The organism is Kurthia sp. Dielmo (assembly GCF_000307285.2).
GTDB lineage: Bacteria > Bacillota > Bacilli > Bacillales_A > Planococcaceae > Kurthia > Kurthia populi.
Window position 1 is genome coordinate 1 of the sequence record NZ_HE578963.1, and the last position, 23,639, is coordinate 23,639.

General features: G+C 36.3%; 18 protein-coding genes and 3 tRNA genes. All 21 read left to right on the forward strand.

Annotated elements, in window-relative coordinates; all coding sequences use genetic code 11:
* The first annotated feature begins 11 nt into the window (after positions 1-11).
* The 21 genes from KTHG_RS17635 (at position 12) to KTHG_RS17730 (ending at position 23,571) form a co-directional block, all read left to right on the forward strand.
* Positions 12-95: transfer RNA gene (locus KTHG_RS17635), tRNA-Tyr, on the forward strand.
* A 19-nt stretch (positions 96-114) separates the two neighbouring features.
* Positions 115-189, forward strand: a tRNA-Gln gene (locus KTHG_RS17640).
* A gap of 1 nt (position 190) precedes the next feature.
* Positions 191-263: transfer RNA gene (locus KTHG_RS17645), tRNA-Lys, on the forward strand.
* Between the two features lie 112 nt (positions 264-375).
* Positions 376-552: a CsbD family protein gene (locus KTHG_RS17650; protein WP_126991515.1), complete on the forward strand. Its 177-nt coding sequence runs from the start codon at positions 376-378 to the stop codon at positions 550-552.
* 99 nt (positions 553-651) lie between these two features.
* On the forward strand, positions 652-1,554 hold the full coding sequence (rocF, locus tag KTHG_RS17655) for an arginase (RefSeq protein ID WP_139995628.1): 903 nt from the start codon (positions 652-654) through the stop codon (positions 1,552-1,554).
* Between the two features lie 64 nt (positions 1,555-1,618).
* Complete coding sequence (sigW, locus tag KTHG_RS17660) at positions 1,619-2,182, forward strand: RNA polymerase sigma factor SigW (RefSeq protein ID WP_126991513.1); 564 nt, start codon at positions 1,619-1,621, stop codon at positions 2,180-2,182.
* Between the two features lie 12 nt (positions 2,183-2,194).
* Positions 2,195-2,809: a zf-HC2 domain-containing protein gene (locus tag KTHG_RS17665; RefSeq protein ID WP_139995630.1), complete on the forward strand. Its 615-nt coding sequence runs from the start codon at positions 2,195-2,197 to the stop codon at positions 2,807-2,809.
* A gap of 124 nt (positions 2,810-2,933) precedes the next feature.
* Complete coding sequence (gene cdaA / locus KTHG_RS17670; protein ID WP_126991511.1) at positions 2,934-3,785, forward strand: diadenylate cyclase CdaA; 852 nt, start codon at positions 2,934-2,936, stop codon at positions 3,783-3,785.
* Positions 3,778-5,070, forward strand: a complete 1,293-nt coding sequence (locus KTHG_RS17675; RefSeq protein ID WP_139995632.1) for a CdaR family protein — start codon at positions 3,778-3,780, stop codon at positions 5,068-5,070. Before cdaA ends, KTHG_RS17675 begins: the two co-directional genes overlap by 8 nt.
* A 42-nt stretch (positions 5,071-5,112) precedes the next feature.
* Positions 5,113-6,465, forward strand: coding sequence for a phosphoglucosamine mutase (glmM, locus tag KTHG_RS17680; RefSeq protein ID WP_126991510.1), 1,353 nt, complete (start codon positions 5,113-5,115; stop codon positions 6,463-6,465).
* 155 nt (positions 6,466-6,620) lie between these two features.
* Positions 6,621-7,130: a type 1 glutamine amidotransferase domain-containing protein gene (locus tag KTHG_RS17685; protein ID WP_139995634.1), complete on the forward strand. Its 510-nt coding sequence runs from the start codon at positions 6,621-6,623 to the stop codon at positions 7,128-7,130.
* Positions 7,131-7,639: 509 nt separating this feature from the next.
* Positions 7,640-9,439 carry a glutamine--fructose-6-phosphate transaminase (isomerizing) gene (glmS, locus tag KTHG_RS17690; RefSeq protein ID WP_139995636.1) on the forward strand — a complete coding sequence of 600 codons (1,800 nt, stop codon included), beginning with the start codon at positions 7,640-7,642 and terminating at the stop codon, positions 9,437-9,439.
* Between the two features lie 151 nt (positions 9,440-9,590).
* Positions 9,591-10,430 carry a TnsA endonuclease N-terminal domain-containing protein gene (locus tag KTHG_RS17695; protein ID WP_139995638.1) on the forward strand — a complete coding sequence of 280 codons (840 nt, stop codon included), beginning with the start codon at positions 9,591-9,593 and terminating at the stop codon, positions 10,428-10,430.
* A complete protein-coding gene (locus KTHG_RS17700) occupies positions 10,427-12,583 on the forward strand; it encodes a Mu transposase C-terminal domain-containing protein (RefSeq protein ID WP_139995640.1) in 2,157 nt (718 codons plus the stop codon). Before KTHG_RS17695 ends, KTHG_RS17700 begins: the two co-directional genes overlap by 4 nt.
* The gene (locus KTHG_RS17705) at positions 12,567-13,931 is read left to right on the forward strand and encodes an ATP-binding protein (RefSeq protein ID WP_483299894.1); all 1,365 of its coding nucleotides are present in this window, start codon (positions 12,567-12,569) and stop codon (positions 13,929-13,931) included. The genes KTHG_RS17700 and KTHG_RS17705 overlap by 17 nt, the downstream gene beginning before the upstream one ends.
* The gene (locus KTHG_RS22285) at positions 13,928-14,251 is read left to right on the forward strand and encodes a hypothetical protein (RefSeq protein WP_483299895.1); all 324 of its coding nucleotides are present in this window, start codon (positions 13,928-13,930) and stop codon (positions 14,249-14,251) included. The genes KTHG_RS17705 and KTHG_RS22285 overlap by 4 nt, the downstream gene beginning before the upstream one ends.
* A 19-nt stretch (positions 14,252-14,270) precedes the next feature.
* On the forward strand, positions 14,271-16,115 hold the full coding sequence (locus tag KTHG_RS17710) for a TnsD family Tn7-like transposition protein (RefSeq protein WP_139995642.1): 1,845 nt from the start codon (positions 14,271-14,273) through the stop codon (positions 16,113-16,115).
* On the forward strand, positions 16,096-17,628 hold the full coding sequence (locus tag KTHG_RS17715) for a Tn7-like element transposition protein TnsE (protein WP_255512498.1): 1,533 nt from the start codon (positions 16,096-16,098) through the stop codon (positions 17,626-17,628). Before KTHG_RS17710 ends, KTHG_RS17715 begins: the two co-directional genes overlap by 20 nt.
* Positions 17,629-17,723: 95 nt before the next feature.
* A complete protein-coding gene (locus KTHG_RS17720) occupies positions 17,724-19,244 on the forward strand; it encodes a class I SAM-dependent DNA methyltransferase (protein WP_139995644.1) in 1,521 nt (506 codons plus the stop codon).
* A complete protein-coding gene (locus tag KTHG_RS17725) occupies positions 19,234-20,457 on the forward strand; it encodes a restriction endonuclease subunit S (protein ID WP_139995646.1) in 1,224 nt (407 codons plus the stop codon). Before KTHG_RS17720 ends, KTHG_RS17725 begins: the two co-directional genes overlap by 11 nt.
* Before the next feature lie 3 nt (positions 20,458-20,460).
* Positions 20,461-23,571 (forward strand): type I restriction endonuclease subunit R, encoded by a 3,111-nt coding sequence (locus KTHG_RS17730; protein WP_139995648.1) that lies wholly within the window; start codon positions 20,461-20,463, stop codon positions 23,569-23,571.
* Positions 23,572-23,639 lie beyond the last annotated feature (68 nt).

Consider the following 23,639-nt stretch of genomic DNA (forward strand, 5'->3'; position numbering starts at 1 on the left):
ATATTTTTTCTGGAGGGGTAGCGAAGAGGCTAAACGCGGCGGACTGTAAATCCGCTCCTTCGGGTTCGGCAGTTCGAATCTGCCCCCCTCCACCATTTTAATCAAACTTAATATTGGGGTATAGCCAAGCGGTAAGGCAACGGATTTTGATTCCGTCATGCCCAGGTTCGAATCCTGGTACCCCAGCCATGAGTCATTAGCTCAGTTGGTAGAGCATCTGACTTTTAATCAGAGGGTCGCTGGTTCGAATCCTGCATGACTCATAACAAACTTCTTCACATATGTGTGAGGAAGTTTTTTTGTTTTAAATAATAAATAGTGGGAATAGATATATTGTGTTTGTATAAATTAAATTTTTTAGGAGGTTTTATTTATATGTCAGAGTTCTCAGATAAACTAAAAGCAGGCGTTAACAAAGCTAAGGGTGAAGTGAAAGATCAAGTAGGGAATGCTACAGATAATGCTAAACTTCAAGCTGAAGGTAAATTAGATAAAGCTAAAGGTGAAGCACAAGAAAAGGTAGCAGATTTGAAAGATAAGTATAATAAATAATTGTGTTCAAAGAATATAAGTCCTTGTATGGTAATTTTTATCATATGAGGATTTTTTTCTGTATAATAATAATGAAAACGCATACAGGAGGAATTGATTATGAAAACGTTGAATATCGCAGTTATTGGTGTACCTTCAGATTTTGGACAAAACCGACGTGGGGTAGATATGGGACCAAGTGCATTACGTTATGCTGGAGCGATTGAGCGCTTAGAAAATTTGGGTCATCATGTTGAAGATTTAGGCGATTTACATATTGATAAGAAGTTTCATAATCAAATTCATCCGACATTAAAAAATGTAGATGGTGTAGTGGACATTTCAAAAAGATTAGCGGGCGAAGTAAATGCTATTGTGAAAAAAGGAATGTTTCCAGTAGTGCTAGGTGGTGATCACAGTATTGCTATTGGAACACTTGCAGGTTTGGCTGAAAACTATGAAAACCTAGGCGTTATTTGGTATGATGCACATGCAGATATGAATACAGAGGAAACATCACCTAGTGGAAATATTCATGGCATGCCATTAGCAGTTGCAATGGGGTATGGTGCGAAGGTATTAACCGCTATTCAAGGAGATTTTCCGAAAGTGAAGCCGGAGAATGTCGTATTGATTGGTGCACGTTCAATTGATGAAGGTGAGAAGCAATTTATTCGTGAGCATGGAATTCAAGTGTATACGATGCATGACGTGGATCGTTTAGGGATGACTGCGGTGATGCAAGAAGCTATTATTCATTTAGAAGGTCAGCATGTGGACGGTGTGCATTTGTCTCTAGATTTAGATGGTATTGACCCATTGTATACGCCTGGAGTAGGAACACCAGTGCCAGGAGGATTATCATATCGTGAGAGTCATTTAGCGATGGAAATGCTACAAGATTCAAATCTTATTACCTCGCTTGAATTAGTAGAAGTGAATCCGATTTTGGATGAGCGTAATCGAACTGCTGAGGTTGCAGTTACATTGCTTGGCTCATTAATGGGAGAGCAACTTGTATGAAAAAATGAAACCTTTTAAAAAGTTATCCGTATATTAAACAAGCGAAGGTGGAAAGGACATCACAATGGATCCGTTAATCAACAAAAGAATTAAACAAGTACTTAAAGGTGATCAAAGTGCATACGCGGATATTGTGAGCCTTTATCAACAAAGCTTACATCAAGTATGCTACCGCATGCTTGGCAATAAAGAAGAAGCAGAAGATGCGGCACAGGAAGCTTTTATTAAAGCTTATATTCATCTGCACACGTATGATCAAAAACGAAAATTTTCTACATGGCTATATCGTATCGCAACGAATCTATGTATTGACCGTATTCGTAAGAAAAAACCGGATTATTATTTAGACGCGGAAGTACCTGGGACGGAAGGGTTAGATATGTATTCACAGCTTGCTGTGGATGAACTGTTACCAGAGGAAGAACTTGAACGCATGGAGCTACAAGAGCGCATTCAATATGAAATTAGTCGCTTGCCGGATAAGTATCGTGCGGTCATCATTTTAAAGTATATTGAGGAGTTACCCCTGCAAGAAATTAGTGATATTCTCGACATTCCTTTAGGAACAGTGAAAACACGTGTTCATAGAGGACGCGAAGCATTACGTAAGCAGTTGGGGGATTTGTAGGAGGTCATTTCTATGAAGCAGTGTCCAGAGCATGTAGTTGAATATATGCATGAATATTTGGATGGCGATATTAGCCAACAACATGAAAAAGAATTACGAACACATTTAAAAAGTTGCGATACATGTAAAGAGCATATGAATGAATTAACGAATGTCGTTGCATTTATAAAAAGTGCTGCCGCAATTTCTGTACCTGCGGGCTTTACAACGAATGTGATGCATCGAATTCCTACGAAACCGCGTGCATTAAAAGGGGTACAACGTTTCTTACGTAGACATCCGATGCTCGTAGCCGCTGCAGTATTTTTGATTTTGATGAGTGCGACTTTATTTTCAAGCTTTAATAATTCACAGCAATTTTCCGTAACAAAAGCTCCTGGTCTCATCGTAGAGGGAGAAACGGTCACAGTACCAGTTGGTGAAACAATTAAATCTGATTTAGTTGTAGAAAATGGCAATTTAGTTGTCGAAGGTAATGTGGAAGGCGATGTTACCGTCGTAAACGGTAAATATATGGCTTCTACAGCAAATGTCACTGGAAACGTTGAGGAAATCAATGAATCGTTTGAGTGGCTTTGGTATTCGATTAAAAACGGTGTCAAAAAGCTATTTAGTACTGCAGACTAATAAAACAGCTTAGGGTGTACTCGTAACCTTAAGCTGTTTTTCTATGTTCTCAGAAGGGTTTTTTTAGGATATGTGCTATACTTGACACATATGCACTTGCTAGAAAAGTGGGGGATCGATCCACATGAATTTTATACAAGAAATTAGTCAACTCGCAGACAATGAAGTAGTAAGATTGTTCCTTAATATTTTGGATATTCTACTCGTTTGGTATGTGATTTACAAAGGTCTTACTCTAATACGCGGAACAAAAGCAGTGCAATTGTTGAAGGGTATCTTTGTAATATTCATTATCCGCGTCGCAACTGTGCTACTCGGACTCGATACGCTCGGCTGGATTACGAAGCAGATTATTGATTTCGGTTTCTTAGCTATTATTATTATTTTCCAACCGGAAATTCGTCGAGCACTTGAGCAAATTGGTCGAGGCAAATTATTCTCTCGAAGTAGTAATCTGAAAGAGGAGCAAGAACAAGACCGCCTTGTACAGGCAATGACAAAATCAGTGGGCTATATGGCGAAACGTCGTATTGGTGCATTGGTGTCGATTGAGAAAGATACGGGCTTAACGGATTATATTGAAACAGGGATTCAAATGAACTCTGAAATTTCATCTGAATTGATGATTAATATTTTCATTCCGAACACGCCACTACATGATGGTGCAGTAATTGTTAAGAAAAATAAAATTGCTGCTGCCGCATGTTATTTACCGCTTTCTGAGAATCCTTTTATTTCGAAGGAGCTTGGAACACGTCATCGTGCTGCGATTGGTATTAGTGAAGTAACAGATGCTATTACAATTATCGTATCAGAAGAAACGGGCGGTATTAGTTTAACGGTGAATGGAGACATCCACCGCGACCTATCCCTAGAAGAGTTTGAAGTGCGCCTTCGTAGAGCGTGGTTCGGCGATATGACAGATCAAACAGCGCCGAAATGGAACTGGAGAGGGGGTAAGAAGAATAATGGATAAATTTATTGATAATCCGTGGTTATTGCGAATTACAGCTCTTATTTTAGCCATTCTATTATTCTTCACGGTCAAACCTGAAAGTGATGACAAAACACAAAATACCCTATCAGGCACAAAAGAAGAAACGCTTGAAATGCCGCTTACTGTACGTTATGACAATAGTAATTTTGTGGTAGCGGGTGAGCCAGAGACGGTATCTGTTAAATTAAAAGGGCCAATCGGAATTCTTTTACCGGTGAAAAACTCGAAAAATTTTGAGACCTATATCGATTTGAAAAATAAAACGATTGGCACACATAAAGTAAAAGTTCGCGTTTCTGGACTATCGGATAAATTGGATTACACAGTTGAGCCAAGTTCAGTCACTGTTCAAATTCAAGAACGCGTATCTAAGCAAGTAAAAGTAGAACCACAGATTACACAGCAACAACTGGCAACAGGTCACTATGTAGTTGCCTCAGCTGCAGCTCCGCAAACGGTAACGGTAACGGGTGCAGCAGAAGATGTAAATGACATTGCGTATGTGAAGGCGATTGTACCTGGTAGTGATATTGAAAAATCATTTGAACGTGATATTCGTGTGAAAGCTTTTGATGCAAGCTGGAATCCACTGGAAGTGTCGTTTTCACCACGTACGGTTCATGTCACAGTTGACGTGGGCGAGTATAATAAAACAGTACCACTTGTTGTGAAACAAAAAGGGGAACCGGCAGAAGGCGTTAATATTGTATCGATGAAGCCGGAGCAGGCAACGATTACATTGTATGGCCCGAAACAGCAAGTAGAAACAATTGAGAATTTAACATTAAATGTGGATGTGTCAGATGTTACAGCATCAACGACAAAAGCAGTAGATGTGGTGCTGCCTGCAGGTGTAACGTATGCGTCAACTGCTAAAGTGAATGTTTCTGTTAATACAGAAGCTGGAGCAGCGACGGGCGAGGATGAATCATCAAATAATGATGATGAACAAACCGAGGAGACAGATACGGTACAAACAACACAAAAAACATTAAAAAATGTACCTATTAACGTATTAAATTTTGATCCAGATGCGTATACAATTGATTTTGTACGTCCGAACCCTGGAACGGTTACATTAACGATTGAAGGGGAAAAGGATGCAATAGAGAAACTTTCTGCTGCTGACTTTAATGTAAGTGTGGAAGTAGAAGATGTTGCCGAAGGTACAAAAACGATGTCTATTCATGTAGAGGCACCTGAGGGCATTAAAGCAAAAGCATCTGAAACAACAGCAAAAGTTAAATTTACAAAAAAATCATAATGAATGATAGAGATATGTATGAGTTTTGAAGGAGAGAAAAACATGGGTAAATATTTCGGAACAGACGGCGTCCGCGGCGTCGCTAATAGTGAACTAACACCAGAATTAGCATTTAAATTAGGTCGCATTGGTGGATACGTTTTAACGAAAGAAGCTACAAATCGTCCAAAAGTTTTAATCGGCCGTGATACACGTGTATCTGGGGAAATGTTAGAAGGCGCTTTAGTAGCAGGTCTATTATCAGTAGGAGCAGAAGTAATGCGTTTAGGCGTTATCTCAACACCAGGGGTTGCTTATTTAACGCGTGCAGTAAGCGCAAATGCAGGGGTTATGATTTCTGCATCACACAACCCAGTAGAAGATAATGGCATTAAATTCTTTGGCTCAGATGGCTTTAAATTATTAGATCATCAAGAAGCAGAAATTGAAGCATTATTAGACGCAGATGAGGATACATTACCACGTCCAGTTGGGAAAGACCTTGGTAGCGTTAGTGACTATTTTGAAGGCGGTCAAAAATACATTCAATACTTGAAACAAACAGTAGATGAAGATTTTGAAGGCATTCATATCGCATTAGACTGCGCACATGGTGCAACTTCTTCATTAGCAGCTCACTTATATGCAGATTTAGAAGCGGATTTATCAACAATGGGTGCTACACCAAATGGTTTAAATATCAATGATGGTGTCGGCTCTACACATCCTGAAGCGTTAGCTGAGCTTGTTGTCGAAAAAGGCGCTGACCTTGGTTTAGCATTTGATGGTGATGGTGACCGTTTAATCGCAGTAGACGAAAATGGCCAAATCATCGACGGTGACCAAATCATGTTCATTTGCGGTAAGTATTTACACGCAAAAGGTCGTCTGAAAAAAGATACAGTTGTCTCAACAGTAATGAGTAATATGGGCTTCTACAAAGCAATTGAAGAAAGCGGTATGGCGAGTGTTCAAACAAAAGTTGGCGACCGTTATGTAGTAGAAGAAATGCGTAAAAACGATTACAACATGGGTGGCGAGCAATCAGGCCACATCGTGTTCTTAGATTACAATACAACAGGTGATGGTTTATTAACCGGCTTACAACTTGTAAATACAATGAAAGCAACAGGTAAAAAATTATCTGAGCTTGCAGCGGAAATGACAATTTTCCCTCAAAAATTAATCAATGTTCGTGTAACAGATAAACATGCTGTTACCGACAATGCAATTGTTGCTGCGAAAATTGCAGCAGTAGAAGAGCAAATGGCTGGCGACGGTCGCGTATTAGTACGTGCATCAGGTACAGAACCATTAGTACGTGTCATGGTGGAAGCACCAACACAAGAAGCTTGCGAAGAATACTGCACAGCAATCGCTGATGTAGTACGCGCAGAAATGGGCTTAGCTGAATAAAGGTTAGTCAAAGGGCGAGTGTTCCGTTATAACGGAACACTCGTCTTTTTATTATGGCTAAATTTAACATTTCTGTTTAAGAAGATGACAGATGGGAACACTAAAAGTAGAATGAGATGTTTTTAAATCTCAAATTAACTAAAGAGGTGTTCAATTTGGCAAAAGTAGCAACAGTCATTACGAATTTATTCGAAGATGTTGAATTTACGGAGCCTGCCGCAGCTATTCGTGACGCTGGTCATGAAGTAGTGACAATTGAGAAAAAAGCAGGCGAGCAAGTTGAAGGGAAGCACGGAGAAAAGGTAACAATCGATAAGGGCATTGACGATGTATCCGTCGATGATTTTGATGCGTTACTTATACCAGGAGGTTTCTCACCCGATCAGTTACGTGCAGACGACCGCTTTGTTGCATTTGCGAAAGGTTTTATGGATGCACAAAAGCCTGTATTCGCAATTTGTCACGGTCCACAGTTATTAATTAATGCAAAGTCATTAGAGGGACGTACAGCAACAGGGTATAAATCGATTCTTGTTGATATGGCTTATGCGGGGGCAAATGTAAAGGATGAAGAAGTAGTGGTGTGTAAGGATCAGCTTGTCACAAGTCGCACACCAGATGATATTCCAGCATTTAACCGAGAAATCGTGAAGTTATTAAAATAAAATTTGTTTCCCATGTGATGTTGAAATCCTAAGTTTAATATACTTAGGATTTCTTAATGTAGGAAAAAGAAACTATTTTCCAACTAAGACGTTCAACAATAAGACATGTTTTTTGAAAAAATGCAGATGGAACCCTTTTCATTATTAGTTTCTGATTGACTATTAAAAAGGGATTAAGTATGATTGTAATGCAATTTAGAAAAGAGGTTAGACATCTCTAAAACTGCCAAGGAGGATTGGGTTGCAGTAAAATCGGAAAAACAGTTATAGCGCCAGTACTAAGGAAATAAAGCCACACAGCCTTAGTAGACGAGGTGGAGGAGTATCGAACATTCGGCGGATGCCTCCCGGTCGTATTGCCCGATCGATGATGACTTTTAAAACAATGAAGTAATTTGTTGGACAAAGAAGTTATCAGGCAAATTCATTATATGAACCGAACCCTATCATTAGATAAGGTCTAGTTTCGTATGGACAAAAAATTTGCAGACAATTCGGAGGAATTTATTATGTGTGGAATCGTAGGATATATTGGTCAAGTAGATGCCAAGGAAATTTTATTAAAAGGTCTAGAAAAATTAGAGTATCGTGGTTATGACTCAGCAGGTATCGCTGTTATGAATGAAGCAGGCGTACATGTGTTTAAAGAAGTCGGCCGTATTGCAAACTTACGTGGTGCAGTAGACGAATCAGTAGAAGCAACTGCTGGTATCGGTCATACACGCTGGGCTACACACGGTGTGCCAAATCAATCAAACGCGCATCCTCACCAAAGTGCATCAGGTCGTTTTACTTTAGTACACAACGGAGTTATCGAAAACTATCACTTACTGCAACAGGAATATTTACAAAATGTGACGATGAAATCAGATACGGATACAGAAGTAATCGTCCAATTAGTGGAGCATTTTGCAAATGAAGGCTTATCAACAGATGAAGCATTCCGTAAAACATTATCATTACTACACGGTTCTTATGCCCTTGGTCTTTTAGACGAACAGGACGCAGAAACCATCTATGTAGCTAAAAATAAATCACCATTATTAGTTGGTGTTGGAGATACATTTAATGTGATCGCAAGTGATGCAATGGCGATGCTACAAGTAACAGATCAATTCGTCGAGCTACATGATGAAGAGGTTGTTATCGTGAAAGCTGCAAGTGTATCAATTGAAAAATTAGATGGCACAAAAGTAGAACGTGCACCGTACACAGCGCAATTAGATATGAGTGATATCGAAAAAGGCACATACCCTCATTACATGCTAAAAGAAATTGACGAGCAACCTGGTGTTATTCGTAAAATTGTTTCAGCATACACAGTTGAGGATGAGCTAACAATTGATGCGGACATTAAAACTGCATTAAGCGAAGCGGATCGTCTGTATATTATCGCTGCAGGTACGAGCTACCATGCAGGTTTAGTTGGTAAACAATACTTTGAGAAAATGGCGAAAATCCCTGTAGAGGTGCATATCGCAAGTGAGTTTGGCTACAATATGCCGCTACTTTCTGAGAAGCCTTTATTCATCTTTATTTCACAATCAGGTGAAACAGCAGATAGCCGCCAAGTATTAGTAAAAGTGAAAGAGTTAGGCTACAAAGCATTAACTATCACAAACGTACAAGGCTCTACATTATCTCGTGAAGCGGATTACACATTATTACTGCATGCGGGTCCTGAAATCGCGGTAGCGTCTACAAAAGCGTATGTTGCACAGGTTGCTGTTCTTGCAATCACAGCATATGTAGAAGGTAAATCAAAAGGCTTAGACATTGATTTTGATCTAAAAGCTGAGCTTGGCGTAGCCGCAAATGCAATCCAAACAATCATTGATAAAAAAGAAGAAATTCAACAAGTAGCGGATGCCGTTCTTGCAACAACACGTAATGCGTTCTTTATCGGTCGCGGTATTGATTACTGTGTAAGTATGGAAGGCGCACTTAAACTAAAAGAAATTTCATATATTCAAGCGGAAGGTTTTGCTGGCGGTGAATTAAAACACGGTACAATCGCGTTAATCGAAGAGGGTACACCAGTATTTGCACTTGCTTCACAAAAAGCAATGAGCTTAAACGTACGCGGAAATATGAAAGAAGTGGTCGCACGTGGCGCAAACCCAATCATCATTTCGATGGAAGGTATGGAAGAAGCGGACGACTCAATGGTATTACCAGCTGTACAAGAGCTATTAACACCACTTGTTACAGTAATCCCATTACAATTAATCAGCTACTATGCAGCACTATACCGTGACTGTGACGTTGATAAACCTCGTAACTTAGCCAAATCAGTAACAGTTGAGTAGGCTGTGGATAAGATTTGAATGACTTGTAGATTTAAAATAAAGACGCGATGTTTGTAAAAAAGTCGCGATGTTTAAAATAAAGATGCGACGTTTGTAAAAAAGTTGCGATGAAACACCCCTTTAGATTATATTTGTCTAAAGGGGTGTTTTTATGTCTAAAAGAACTAGAACATCTAAAATTGATAAGTGGTTAAAAGAAGGTCGAGGAACAGGATTCGGAGCAGATTATAAACCTTGGCTTAATATTCAAGACGTTTCTTCGCTTGGAAGATCTACTCGCTTGAAAGGGATTAAAACAAATCGACAACACGAATTTTTGTCTGATTTAGAACGAAACTACTTTTATTTAACTGAATATTCAAATTTCGTTGTCGATATTCGAGAACAATTTCCGTTATTGCCGTTGGAAGAAACAATTGTCATTGCAGATGAATTAGGTATTAAACATCCAATTGATCCTAAAACAAATGAGCCGATTGTGATGACAACGGATTTTTTATTAACTGTGGATAAAGGTGATGGAATAGTAGAAGTAGCTCGCACGGTCAAAATGAAAGATGAATTACTTAAAAAAAGAGTGATGGAAAAATTTGATATAGAAAGGATGTACTGGGAAAGAAGGAAAACTGATTGGGGAATTGTTACTGAACTTCAGATTCCTAAAACATTTGCTAGAAATATTAGCTATATTCATGACTATCATGATCTTTATTTACATGATGCTTTTCAAAATATAAACCCTCAACAAACTGAAGAATTAGTATTTTCATTACTACAAAGGCTACTAGAGAAAGATGAATCAATTCGAGAAATAGCTAATAGTTTTGATAAAGATACACATATGCCTCTAGGAAGTGGAATTACACTTTTCTATCATTTGTTAGCTCGTAAAATTATTCAAATAGATATGTCTATACCATTAGATATTGAGCAATGTGTTCAAATTCAATCAGTTAATGAAGATAAGTTAAAGCAGGTGAAGTACGGATGATTTATATTAATCAGGTTATGCAATCTATGAAAGATTCTACACGTTTACGAGTGATTGAAGTAGAGGAGGATTACGTATATATCGTTAATATCGATACAACAAGCGCAATGCCTAAAAGAGAGTTATATGCCAATATGGAATTGGATATTGAACAAAATGAATTGTTAATTATAGGAGACCCTTATACTAGAGCAGTGCCAGATAGTGACTTAACACAAGTACAAAAGGATAAACGTGATTATGATTGGGCAATTGTAGAAAAGTTTATTATTCCGAATATGTCTTCACTTCTACGAAAAAAAGGACGTGAAGCTAAAATCGTACAAATTGTGGCTGATAGTGGGTTAGGTAAAACAAAAGTAAAAAAGCTTTTAAGTAGATACTGGCAGCGTGGAATGAACAAAAATTCGATGCTACCTGATTATGCGAATTCAGGTGGTCGAGGGAAAAGTAAGAAACTCAATGTGGATAAAATCGGGAGACCTCGAAAACTTACGGTAGATGGTGAATACAGAAGTGGTATTAATATTACAGAAGAGATAAAACTGCAATTTGAACATGGAATAAACAAGTATTATCGCAAGGCAAATGGGTATGCATTAAAGGACGTTTATCATTTCATTTTGAGAGATTTTTATTCGGATCGTTATAAAGAAAATGGTGACATCCAATATAGGATTTGGGAACCGGATCGTATTCCTTCTTACCACCAATTTTATTATTGGTTTAAAAAGTTGGAAGATCCTAAAAAGGATATTATTTTCCGTAAAAGTACTAAAGAATATGAATTGAAACATCGGCCAATTTTAAGCAATTCAAAAGTAGAAACTAATGGTCCTGGTACACGCTTTCAAATTGATGCGACGATTGCAGATATTTATTTAGTTAGCGCTATCGATGCTAACCGTATTATCGGTCGTCCAGTAATCTATGCAGTCGTAGATGTATATTCTCGAATCGTCACAGGGATTTATGTTGGTTTAGAAGGGCCATCATGGATGGGTGCAATGATGGCTTTGGATAATATGGTTGCTGATAAAGTCGAATTTTGTAAGCAGTACAATATTGATATTACAGAAGAACAATGGCCAACTCGTCATTTACCAGAGATTATTATTGCCGATAGAGGAGAATTTGAAGGATATGCAGTTGCGGGTCTGATTAATAACTTAAATATTAAAATTGAAAATACGACAGCTTATCGGGGAGATTTAAAAGGTATTGTTGAACGTAAATTCCGTACAATCAACGGGAAAGTTAAACAGAAGGCTCCAGGTGCAATTCAAAAAGAATATCGAGAACGTGGAGATAAAGACTATCGATTGGACGCTACGCTCAATTTAAAGGAATTTACAGCGTTAGTCATTACAATGATTCTCCAACATAATCATAAAATCATTGATAAGTATCCAATGGAGAAAGAAATGATTACTGATAGAATTGTGCCTACTCCTATTAGTTTATGGAACTGGGGTATCCAAAATCGAAAAGGTCGATTACGCACGATAGATCGAAATATTTTGCGCTTGAATGTATTACCTAGAGGCAAAGCAACTGTTTCAAGAGCAGGAATTAAATTCAAAAATTTATTGTATGGTTCAAAACGAGCCATCGAAGAACAGTGGTATACAAAACTGAAAAATAAAAGTGTCAGCATTGTATATGATCCACGTCATTTAGATAGAATTTATATTCCGAATGATGATGGTTTAGATTACGAGACATGTATATTGTTAGAACCTAGTGAGCAATATAAAACAGATTTCTTAGAGGATATTGTATTTCATCAACAATTAAGAAATGAACTTGAAGAAGAGGAACGCTCAAAACAAGTACAACTAACAATTAATACAGATACCATGATGGAGCAAATCATTAAAACAGCAAAAGAGAAGAAGAAAAATACACTATACAAACCTACGAGTAAAAAACAAAAATTAGATGCTATCCGTGATAATAAAGAAAATGAAAAACAAATAAATCGTGAAGAAGAAAAATTTGATTTATCACCACCTGTAAAAGATGAAGATGCAGAAATAATCGATTTTGCAACAAGAAAGAAAATAGAAGAGCAGCCTGTAAAAAAAGGTACATCCCGTTTAATGGAAAAATTGAAAAGAAAGCGAGATGAAGAGCTTGGAAAAGATAAATAATATTGTTCTAAAAGGTGATACAGAACACGCTGACTACAAGCCGCAAATACTCTCTGAATACGCTCAAAATCCTTATATAGAAGCATTGCCACCTATTTTTAGTGAAGATGATGTGTTAGAACGATTCATGGTGACACCGCGCATTACAGAACGTGATAAGCAGAGTGAAACAAATATTAGATACCACGTATTAAAGCGTATAAAAAACTTTATTCAGCCATTACCAATTCATTTTGAAGTAGAGCGACGTTTATCTACATTAATTCGGCGAGGTTATTTGGCTAGAAATCCTTTAGATAAAACGTTTCTCGAAAGAATACGTACACTTCATGAACTACGAGAAAATGAAGAACAAGCTCATAAATATATAGATGAACGCTTAAATCATATACGCTCAACCGCCGATAGTTTATCAATCATAGGCATTTCTGGTATTGGTAAAACAACAGCTATTGAAAGACTTTTATTAATGTATCCCCAAGTTATTAATCATGATAGCTATCAAGAACAGCTTTTCAACCGAATTCAAATTGTGTGGTTGAAGATTGATTGTCCTTATGATGGTAGCTTATCGACATTGTGTAAAAGTTTTTTCAAAGCAATTGATGATTTATTAGGTACACGTTACCTTGAAAAGTACGGGTATTTAAATCGTGTGACATCAACGATGCTTTTGCATATGACATCTTTAGCTAGTATGTATGGAATTGGTGTACTTGTAATTGATGAGATTCAACATTTATTGCATGCGAAAAATGACCAAGAAGAAATGCTTAATTTCTTTGTGACATTATCAAACACAGTAGGTATTCCAACTGTTTTAATTGGCACATCAAAAGCACAGCAGTTGTTCAAAGGGAATTTTCGTCAGGCTAGACGTGCAGCAAGTGATGGCTCAATTATATGGGATCGAATGGCTAAAGATAGCGAGGAATGGGAGTTCTTTTTAGAAACGTTGTGGGAATTGCAATGTTTAAAGAGTTATTCAGAACTTACAGATTCAGCGAAAGAAGCTTTTTACGAGGAGTGCCAAGGAATTACCTCTGTAGCTGTAAATCTCTTTATCTTAGCTCAGGAAAGAGTCCTTTTTGATGACAATAACAATAATGAGTTAATCACCTATAAAGTGCTGAAACAGACTGCTAAGAAAGATATGCAAATTATCCAGCCAATGCTAGATGCCATTCGCAAAAATGACTTTGCAGCAATGTACAAGTATGAAGATATCATTATTAATTTAGATGAACTGATGATGAGTCATAAGCGAAATACAGAGTATGAAGGAAAAGTAAAAGAAGCGATGAAAGAACGACAAAATACATTGGAGTATAAGCGACAAGAGAGATGATACAAGCGTTAAGTGAAGAAGTAGCAGCCATTGGTATATTTGATGCTTTAACTTCAAATAACATCACTAAAGTGGCAAAGAAATTAGTAGAGCATTCTTCAATAGACGTAGAATATAGCACTCTAAAAGCGCAACTTATTTCAGATTTGATTGAATTGAACAAGGTTGCGAATGAGAAAAAAGAGAAAGTTAACTGTTCAAATAGATCAACTATTTTAGTTGCATTTAGAGAACAAGCTTTAAAGCAAAATAAGCATCCTTATGAAGTTTTAGAGAAAAATAATTTTATTAAAAATCCAATCGTTGAATTTTATTCATAATTATTTGAGGAGGAGTTAAATGCTACCCTTTTTCACAAATCCATATCCAGATGAGTTATTGTATTCAGCCGTGGCGCGTTATCATTTTTACAATGGAAATATTGATTGTAAAGATACGTTGGAAGAGTTGTTTGGCAGTCGTTCGGTGATATCGAGTGTGGGGATTGGTAGTCATCTTTCTTTTTTAGCTAATCAATTGGGTGAGCATTATTCTGTAGAATCTTTATTAGCTAATCATACAATTTATCCTTATTACGCTTCTTTTTTATCGAAAGAACGACAACAAGAAATCTTAGAAGATGTAAAAGGCGATGGAAAAGGATTGTATGCCCGGTTAGGGTTTGTAGCTGGAGGTATTTGCAGAAAAGATGGATTATATTATTGCTCAAAGTGTGCAAAAGCTGATGTTGAAAAATATGGTGAACCTTATATCCATCGAGAGCATCAACTAGAAGCAATTAATTATTGTTCACATCATGAAATACGATTACGAAAATATCCAATTCAAAGTGATAGTCGAATTGAGTATGTTCGCTTTGAATTGAAACATATGAACTTCTCTGAATTAGAAGAAGTCGACCCGTACAAATCTATTAGTGTAGGACTAGCAAAGCTTGCTTACCAGCTGTTACAACTTCCATTACATCAATTAAATAGGTCGCAAATTAGAATGAAATATAATTCATTGCTACAAGAAAAAAACTTGATGACAGCAGGTAAACGCATTCGTCAGAAAGAGTTATATGAAGCATTTTCAGCATTTTATTCACAAGATTTTTTAAAACAATATGAGAGCAATCTTGATGAAGATTACGAATACAATTGGTTAAAGGTTTTATTACGTAATTCTAAGCGCCATGTGCATCCGTTTAGACATGTATTATTCCTATACTTTATGAAACAAAATATTGAAACGCTACAAGCTATATCTGATTATACGAGTGCATTTGGAAAAGAACCATTTCCTTGTTTAAATAAGGCTGCATCTCATTACAAGGAATGTGTTATTCCCGAAGTAAAAGTGACAAAAGATTTTAAGTCAAAAAATCTTATTGGTACATTCACATGTTCATGTGGATTTATTTATGCAAGGAAACAGACAACTAATCGTTTTGAAATTGGTAGAGTAAAGCAATTTGGTGATGTGTGGCAACAGAGGTTATACCAATTAAAGAATGGAAACTTGAGTATTAGAGCTATTGCACGGATGTTAGGTGTGGATTCAAAAACGGTGAAAAAATATTTGGGAGAGAATTTGGAATTAAATAAAGTGGAAGGCAAGCATTTATCCACAAGTCGACTACAAGAATGTAAACAACAGTGGCAAGAGCTAAGAGTAACTTATCCACATATATCGCGTACCGCTTTACGGGAGAAGAATAAAGCTGTGTATATGTATTTATATCGTCATGATAAAAAGTGGCTACTGACCAACTGTCCTAAAATGCAAAGTAAAGCTACTCCAAATATAAAAATAGATTGGGTGAAGCGAGATAAACAGTATGTACATCAGATTAAATTTTTGCATAAAAGAATGTTGAAAGAAGAAAAGCCAATAAGAATTACGGTTTCTGCTATTGGTAGACGTTTAAGTATTCTAGCAAATTTACAATATCATCTCGATAAATTACCACTAACAGAATCACTACTTAATCAAATCACAGAAACCGTCCGAGAATTTCAAATCAGACGCACATACAAAATAATAGATGAATTAATGATTGATGGTGCGCCAATTAAATTGTGGCAAGTACAAAGAAAAGCAGCCATCAAGTCTCATCAATTTAAAGAAATTAAAGCAATCTTAGAAGCGTATATTCAGCATAAAAGGGATGTGTTAGAAGATGAGAGAACGCTCGGTTAAATTAAATAATTGGCCATTTAAAGAGGGAGAGCAAGCAAAGTTGATTTGGATTAGCTCGCCTTTTTGGCATGAAAGAAAATTAATGATACATTGTTACTTTTTAGCTAATGGTAAAACAGAAAAGATTTTATTAGATTGGGGAATGCTACCGTTTCTAGCTATCCAGCACTCATATGTAGATGGAATAGTTAGCGAAAGTATTGCTCCTGCACCTACAGAAGAAATAGAAATAACGATTTATCCTAATCAAGTTAAATATTTTGAAAGTGAATGGACGATTTTAAATACAGAAGAAAAGACTAAATCAACTGGTTTTAAATTTAAATACAGAAACCAGATTTATATATTGCCATTAATTGAAAGTATTCGAAGTATATTAGCACCCAACCGTTTTTTACTTTATCGTTTGCTAGAGATGAATAATTCTTTTTTAAATTATTTTATAGAAAGTCAGTGTGACAATCATCTTCATATTGATTTTAATTCTACGTATGAAAAGAAGTACACAAAAAACGATTTTTTATTTCAATTGTTATGGGTAATTACAAACCCTGATATACGTAATTTATATATGAATGTTGGCTATACTTTTGTAGATACGGGAAAGCTGAAATTTGAATGGATGATAGATCAACCAATTGTTATTAAAGCTATTATTAAAAAAAGAGTGAGCAGTGATTTAATTCTAAGAATTCTTTCTGTGCGAAATAAAAAAATTCCGTATGCTAAGGTCTCTTTTACACATCCAGAATTCACAGCAAAAAAGAAAAGCAGTGAAGCGAAGAAACACACATTTTTGAAAAGTAATGCAGTAGACGAACCATATGAACTTGATCATAAAGATGCAGGTGCTAGTGAAGAATTTGATTTGATTCCAATAGATAATCAATATCATGATTATACGAATTTACCTCAACTAAAAAAAATGACGACTAGCACAAGTAAACTTAGAGAAGACAAGAATGAACATACAAAGCAATTTAGGATAGAAGATACCAACAAGCGTACCGTCGCAGATACAGGCGGAAATAGTTTAATAAGGGGAATCGAATTAATTGGTATACATGAAGCTTCAATGACGGGGGAACTAGGAGAGTTTATAAAAATATTAAACAAATTAAACGATTTTCCTGATGTTCAGACAGTCGACGTGAAAATTGAAGAGTTACCAACTTTTGAAGACAGTAGAAAGTTTAGTTTTTTAGATGATGGAATCACAAGAAGAAAATATGCTTTAGGAAGTGTTCAACTTTTTAATGGACATCATTATTTCATTGTGGAAATTGAACGTGAGTATAAATCTCTCGCGATGCTTATTTTAGAAGCCCAACAAAGAACTCGGTGGGATATCGTTATTGAGCAATTACTAGAGAATTTGATCAAAGATAATGGTGCATGGTTGAAAGAATCGCTGAAAGAGGTTGAAGATAAGGGAGTGACTGTACAAAAGGCAAAGCATAGTAAGAAAAATTATGAACATAGGGCCAAATTATTATTATCTAAAATCATATAAATTAAAAAAATTGAATATATTGTTATTTTCAATTTTTCATGCTGGAAAATTGATATAATAGGCATAGAAAATACATGGCTACAGGAGGAAACAACATGGCGACAGCAAACTTAGGATTTGAAGAAAAGTTATGGAAAATGGCAGATAAATTGCGAGGGTCAATGGATTCTGGCGAATATAAAAATGTGGTATTAGGGTTATTATTTTTAAAATACGTATCTGATGCATTTGAAGAAAAATATGCGGAGTTAAAAGCAGATGAATGGGCAGACGAGGAAGACCGTGATGAATATGTTGCGGAGAATATTTTCTTTGTACCAAAAGAAGCGCGTTGGTCATTCATTAAAGACAATGCAAAAAAACCCGAAGTAGGTCAATTAATTGATGCTGCAATGGTTGCAATTGAGAAAGAAAATCCATCATTAGTGGGGGTATTACCTAAATCATTTGCACGCCCAGAATTAGATAAAACACGTCTAGGTGAAACAATCGACTTGTTCTCATTCAAAGTCGGTGATGAAGAAAGTCGTGAAAAAGATGTTATTGGTCGTGTTTATGAATATTTCTTAAGCAACTTTGCAAGCGCAGAGGGCAAGAATGGTGGCGAGTTCTACACACCATCTTCAGTCGTTCGCTTACTAGTTGAAATGCTAGAACCATACAAAGGCCGTGTATATGACCCTGCATGTGGCTCTGGTGGTATGTTTGTACAATCATCTAAATTCATTAAAGAACATCAAGGTCGTATTGATAACCTGTCTGTATATGGTCAAGAGTCTAATCCAACGACATGGAAACTTTGTAAAATGAACTTAGCAATTCGTGGGATTGATGCAAACTTAGGCCCACATCACGCAGATACATTTTTAAATGATCTACATAAAGGCTTAAAAGCTGACTACATTATGGCGAATCCACCATTCAATATTAAAGATTGGGGTGGCGATAAGCTACAAGATGATATGCGCTGGCAATATGGTATTCCTCCAGAAGGTAATGCCAACTATGCTTGGGTACAACATATGATTTCAAAATTAGCACCGGCCGGTACAGCAGGTTTCGTTTTAGCGAATGGCTCGATGTCTTCTAACTCAGGTGGCGAAGGGGAAATTCGTAAAAACTTAATTGAAAATGACTTAGTGGAATGTATTGTTACACTACCAGGTCAGCTATTTTACTCAACGCAAATTCCTGTATGTTTATGGTTCGTATCGAAAAATAAAGTGAAGACAGGCAAACGTGAACGCAATAATAAAATTCTCTTTATTGATGCACGTAATTTAGGATTTATGGCAGATCGTACGCATAAAGAATTTAGTGATGAAGACATTCAAAAAATTGCTGGTACGTTCCATGCGTGGCGTGGTACGAATGAACAAGAATATACGGATGAATTAGGTTTTTGTAAAGAAGCAACAGTTGAAGAGGTACGAAATAACGATCATATTTTAACACCAGGACGTTATGTAGGTTTAGCAGAACAAGAAGATGATGGCGAACCATTTGAAGAAAAAATGGCACGTTTAACAAGTGAATTATCAGCGCAATTTGCAAAATCTAAAGAATTAGAAGAACAGATTCGTAAAGCGTTAGGTGGTATTGGGTATGGAGTTTAATAAAATTGTAAGATTAAAAGATATTGCTGAAGTTGAAATGGGACAATCACCTAAATCAGAATTTTATAATGAACAAGAGGGGACGCCATTTTTACAAGGAACAAGAACTTTTGGATTACTATATCCTATTATTGATACTTATACAACAAAAGTAACCAAATGGGCTATTGAAGGTGATATTTTATTCAGTGTTAGAGCACCTGTAGGAGATATAAATATTGCTACCATTCCTTTATGTATCGGACGGGGATTAGCAGCTGTTCGTTCAAAAACAAATAATCAGAAATTCTTATTTTATTTATTAAAGGCTTTTAATAATTATGAAGGTCATTCGACCGGTACAATATTTAGTTCAATAAATAAAAGTACATTAGAAAATTTAGAATTCGCTATTCCAGAAGAAAACATACAAAGTTCGATAGGGGATTTCTTATGGTCAATTGATGAAAAAATCGAATTAAATAACAATATTATATCCAATCTCGAAAAACTCTCTCAAACTCTTTTCAAACACTGGTTCATCGACTTCGAATTTCCGAATGAAGAAGGAAAACCTTATAAATCAAGTGGTGGAGAAATGGTGGAAAGTGAGTTAGGGGAGATACCTAAAGCATGGGAAATTTACAATGTAAATGAATTTGCAAAAAGTATTTCTAATAGTATTAATAAAAAAGAAAAGCAATATGCAAAATTCCTTAACACCTCTGATGTGTTAGACGGAGAAATAGCTGATGTCGATTTTCTTCCTACTAAAAACATGCCGGGCCAAGCAAAAAAGTTAATTGAACAAAATGATATATTGTATAGCGAAATTCGTCCGAAAAATAAAAGATATGCATATATACAAATAGAAAATGCTGATGATTACGTTGTGTCTACAAAATTAATGGTATTGCGAACAAATGAAGAAATTCTTTCAAGTAAATTATTTTATATATGGTTAACTATGCAGAGCACTATCAATGAATTAAATCAGATTGCTGAAAGCAGATCAGGAACTTTCCCTCAGATTACATTTTCTATTCTTTCAAAGTTCAAATTAGCATTACCACCTAAAAATCTTATGGATGCTTTAACTGCTACTGTTACCCCATTATTAAATGAAATCTATGAATTAAGGTCAGAAAATAAAAAGTTAGTCGAACTCCGCGATACCCTACTCCCAAAACTATTATCGGGTGAAATCGAAATACCTGATAATTTGGAGGTGTAACATATGTTTAAATACAATGAATCAGAGTTAGAGGTAGCAACACTTGAATGGTTAGAAGAACTAGGGTATGACATTATTGAAGGTCCTGATATTGCACCAGATGGCGAGAATCCAGAGCGTGATAGTTTTCAAGATGTTGTCTTAGTTAATCGTTTACGTGACGCTTTGCGAAAGATAAATCCAACACTTGCTGTAAAAATCATTGAAGAAGCTGTTCAAAAGATTGTGGCGAATGCTTCGCCAAATTTAATCTTGAATAATAAACAATTCCACAAGCTTGCGACGGATGGTATTGAGATACAAGTACAAGGAGAAGATGGTTATAATCCGACTGTTTCTGTCTATGTGTTTGATTTTGAAAATCCACAAAACAATGATTTTATGGCAGTTAATCAGTTTACGATTATTGAAGGACAATCAAATAAACGTCCCGATGTACTTGTCTTTGTTAATGGCTTACCTATTGTTGTGATGGAGCTCAAAAATGCGACAAATGAAGATGTTGATATTTCAGATGCATACAATCAAATCCAAACGTATAAACAAGCAATCCCTACACTATTCCGTTACAATGCCTTTTTGATTACGAGTGATGGTATTAATGCGCGTGTTGGCTCTCTTACTGCGAATGAAGAACGTTTTATGAAATGGCGTACGATTGATGGTACTTCATTAGCTAGTCCTGCTGAACCTCAGCTTGAAGTGATGATTAATGGAATGCTAGAACCTCATCGATTACTGGATATTATTCAAAACTTTATTTTATTCCAATCAGATGGTGAAAACACATTCAAAATTTTAGCTGCCTATCACCAATATCATGCGGTGAATAAAGCAGTTGAAAAAGCACAAGTAGCAACTGCGGAAGATGGTGACCATAAGATTGGTGTCGTTTGGCATACGCAAGGTTCTGGTAAAAGTTTATCGATGGTGTTCTATGCAGGGAAACTGATTAAAGTGATGAATAACCCAACATTGGTGGTTTTAACAGACCGTAATGATTTAGATGATCAGCTGTATAAAACATTCTCGATGTCGAAGGATATTTTACGGCAATCACCAAACCAAGCACAGTCTAGTGATTCTTTACGTGAATTATTAAATGTAGAATCAGGGGGCATCATTTTTACGACACTGCAAAAATTCTCACCTGATGAAGAAACAGGTGAAATGCCATGTCTAACCAATCGTACAAATGTTATTGTCATGGCTGATGAAGCACATCGTTCGCAATATGGTTTTGGTGCAGCATTATCACAACAGAAAGATCACGAAGGTGAAGTGAAGTATGGCTATGCGAAATATGTTCGTGATGCATTGCCGAATGCTTCATTTATTGGGTTCACAGGGACACCAGTAGAATCAACGGACCGCAATACACCAGCAGTATTTGGTGAATACATTGATGTGTATGATATGTCACAGGCTGTAGAAGATGGTGCGACAGTTAAGATTTTTTATGAGTCACGTGTTATTCCTTTAGAATTACCAGAGGGATTAGCAATTGATGATGATTATGAAGATATTACAGAAGATCAAGAACTATCGACAAAAGAAAAACTAAAGTCAAAATGGTCACGTTTAGAAGCAGTCGCTGGTGCAGGTTCACGTGTCGAAAAAATGGCACAAGATTTAGTTCATCACTATGAAGAACGTGGAAAAGCGATGTTTGGTAAATCAATGATTGTCGTCATGTCGCGTCGCATTGCGATTGATTTATATAAAGAAATTATTAAACTACGACCAGAATGGCATTCAGATGACGATGATAAAGGTGCTATTAAAATCGTTATGACAGGTTCATCTAGTGATCCTGTAGAATGGCAGCCGTTTATCGGTAATAAAAAGCGTCGCGAATTTTTAGCACGTCGTATGAAAGACAATGATGATCCATTAAAAATCGTTATTGTGCGAGATATGTGGCTAACTGGATTTGACGTGCCTTCAATGAATACGATGTATATTGATAAACCGATGAAAGGCCATAACTTAATGCAAGCTATCGCACGTGTAAACCGTGTATTTAAAGATAAACCAGGTGGCTTAGTTGTTGATTATATTGGTATTGCAGATAATTTAAAACAAGCATTAAAACAATATACAGATAATGACCGTGAAACAGCTGGGGTTGATACAGCTCTTGCGGTAGACGTCATGTTAGAAAAACACCAACTGATTTTAGAATTGTTATACGGTCATGATTATTCAGGCTTTAAATCCGAAAAATCATCGCAACGGATTAAAGCAATTGTCAATACAATGGACTATGTCATTGGACTAGGTGAAGAAGAAAAGAAACGCTTTTTAGATACCGTAACGGAATTATCGAAAGCATATGCTTTATGTGCGACGACACAAGAGGCAGAGGAATTAAACGATGAAATTGGTTTCTTTAAAGCTGTAAAAGCGAGTATTGTGAAAACAATCGGTGATGGTAGCAAAAAGAAAACAGCTACTCAAATGGATGCACAAATTAATCAATTGATTTCAAAATCGGTTATCTCTGAAGATGTTATTGATATTTATAAAGAGCTTGGACTAGAGAATCCCGATATTTCGATTTTATCCGATCAATTTTTAGAAGATGTTCGAGCGTTACCACAAAAGAACTTAGCAGTAGAATTATTGAATCGTTTATTAAATGGTAAAGTGAAAAATGTGCAGCGTAGTAACTTAATCAAAGCGCGCAAGTTCTCTGAAATGCTAGCGAACTCACTAAACAAATACAATAAACGTACAATCGAAACGTCAAAAGTTATCGAAGAATTAATTGAATTGGCAAAAGAAATGGACGGCGCTTATAAACGTGGAGAAGATAATGGCATGGTCATGGAAGAAGTCGCATTCTATGACGCATTAGCTTCACATGATACAGCAGAACAAGTTTTAGGGGATGATACGTTAAAAATTATCGCCCATGAACTAACTCAGTCCATCAAAGAAAATATGAGTATTGACTGGAATCTACGTGATTCTGCACGCGCAAAAATGCGTGTGATGGTCAAACGATTACTGAAAAAATATGGCTATCCACCAGAAATCAGTAAACAAGCAGTAGAAACAGTAATTGAACAAGCAGAGCTAATGTCAGAGCAGTTGGCGTTGGAGTTATAAAATATTTAAGAGGATTCTAATATGTTTTGGAATCCTCTTATTTTTAAAAATCAAGAGAATAGGGGAAA

Excerpts from the sequence above, each read along its gene's own strand:
- sigW (WP_126991513.1), top strand. The coding sequence starts at position 1,619 with ATGGATCCGTTAATCAACAAAAGAATTAAACAAGTACTTAAAGGTGAT.
- KTHG_RS17725 (WP_139995646.1), top strand. The coding sequence starts at position 19,234 with ATGGAGTTTAATAAAATTGTAAGATTAAAAGATATTGCTGAAGTTGAA.
- glmS (WP_139995636.1), top strand. The coding sequence starts at position 7,640 with ATGTGTGGAATCGTAGGATATATTGGTCAAGTAGATGCCAAGGAAATT.
- glmM (WP_126991510.1), top strand. The coding sequence starts at position 5,113 with ATGGGTAAATATTTCGGAACAGACGGCGTCCGCGGCGTCGCTAATAGT.
- cdaA (WP_126991511.1), top strand. The coding sequence starts at position 2,934 with ATGAATTTTATACAAGAAATTAGTCAACTCGCAGACAATGAAGTAGTA.
- KTHG_RS17675 (WP_139995632.1), top strand. The coding sequence starts at position 3,778 with ATGGATAAATTTATTGATAATCCGTGGTTATTGCGAATTACAGCTCTT.
- KTHG_RS17700 (WP_139995640.1), top strand. The coding sequence starts at position 10,427 with ATGATTTATATTAATCAGGTTATGCAATCTATGAAAGATTCTACACGT.
- KTHG_RS17665 (WP_139995630.1), top strand. The coding sequence starts at position 2,195 with ATGAAGCAGTGTCCAGAGCATGTAGTTGAATATATGCATGAATATTTG.
- KTHG_RS17730 (WP_139995648.1), top strand. The coding sequence starts at position 20,461 with ATGTTTAAATACAATGAATCAGAGTTAGAGGTAGCAACACTTGAATGG.
- KTHG_RS17650 (WP_126991515.1), top strand. The coding sequence starts at position 376 with ATGTCAGAGTTCTCAGATAAACTAAAAGCAGGCGTTAACAAAGCTAAG.
- KTHG_RS17695 (WP_139995638.1), top strand. The coding sequence starts at position 9,591 with ATGTCTAAAAGAACTAGAACATCTAAAATTGATAAGTGGTTAAAAGAA.
- KTHG_RS22285 (WP_483299895.1), top strand. The coding sequence starts at position 13,928 with ATGATACAAGCGTTAAGTGAAGAAGTAGCAGCCATTGGTATATTTGAT.
- KTHG_RS17715 (WP_255512498.1), top strand. The coding sequence starts at position 16,096 with ATGAGAGAACGCTCGGTTAAATTAAATAATTGGCCATTTAAAGAGGGA.
- rocF (WP_139995628.1), top strand. The coding sequence starts at position 652 with ATGAAAACGTTGAATATCGCAGTTATTGGTGTACCTTCAGATTTTGGA.
- KTHG_RS17720 (WP_139995644.1), top strand. The coding sequence starts at position 17,724 with ATGGCGACAGCAAACTTAGGATTTGAAGAAAAGTTATGGAAAATGGCA.
- KTHG_RS17710 (WP_139995642.1), top strand. The coding sequence starts at position 14,271 with ATGCTACCCTTTTTCACAAATCCATATCCAGATGAGTTATTGTATTCA.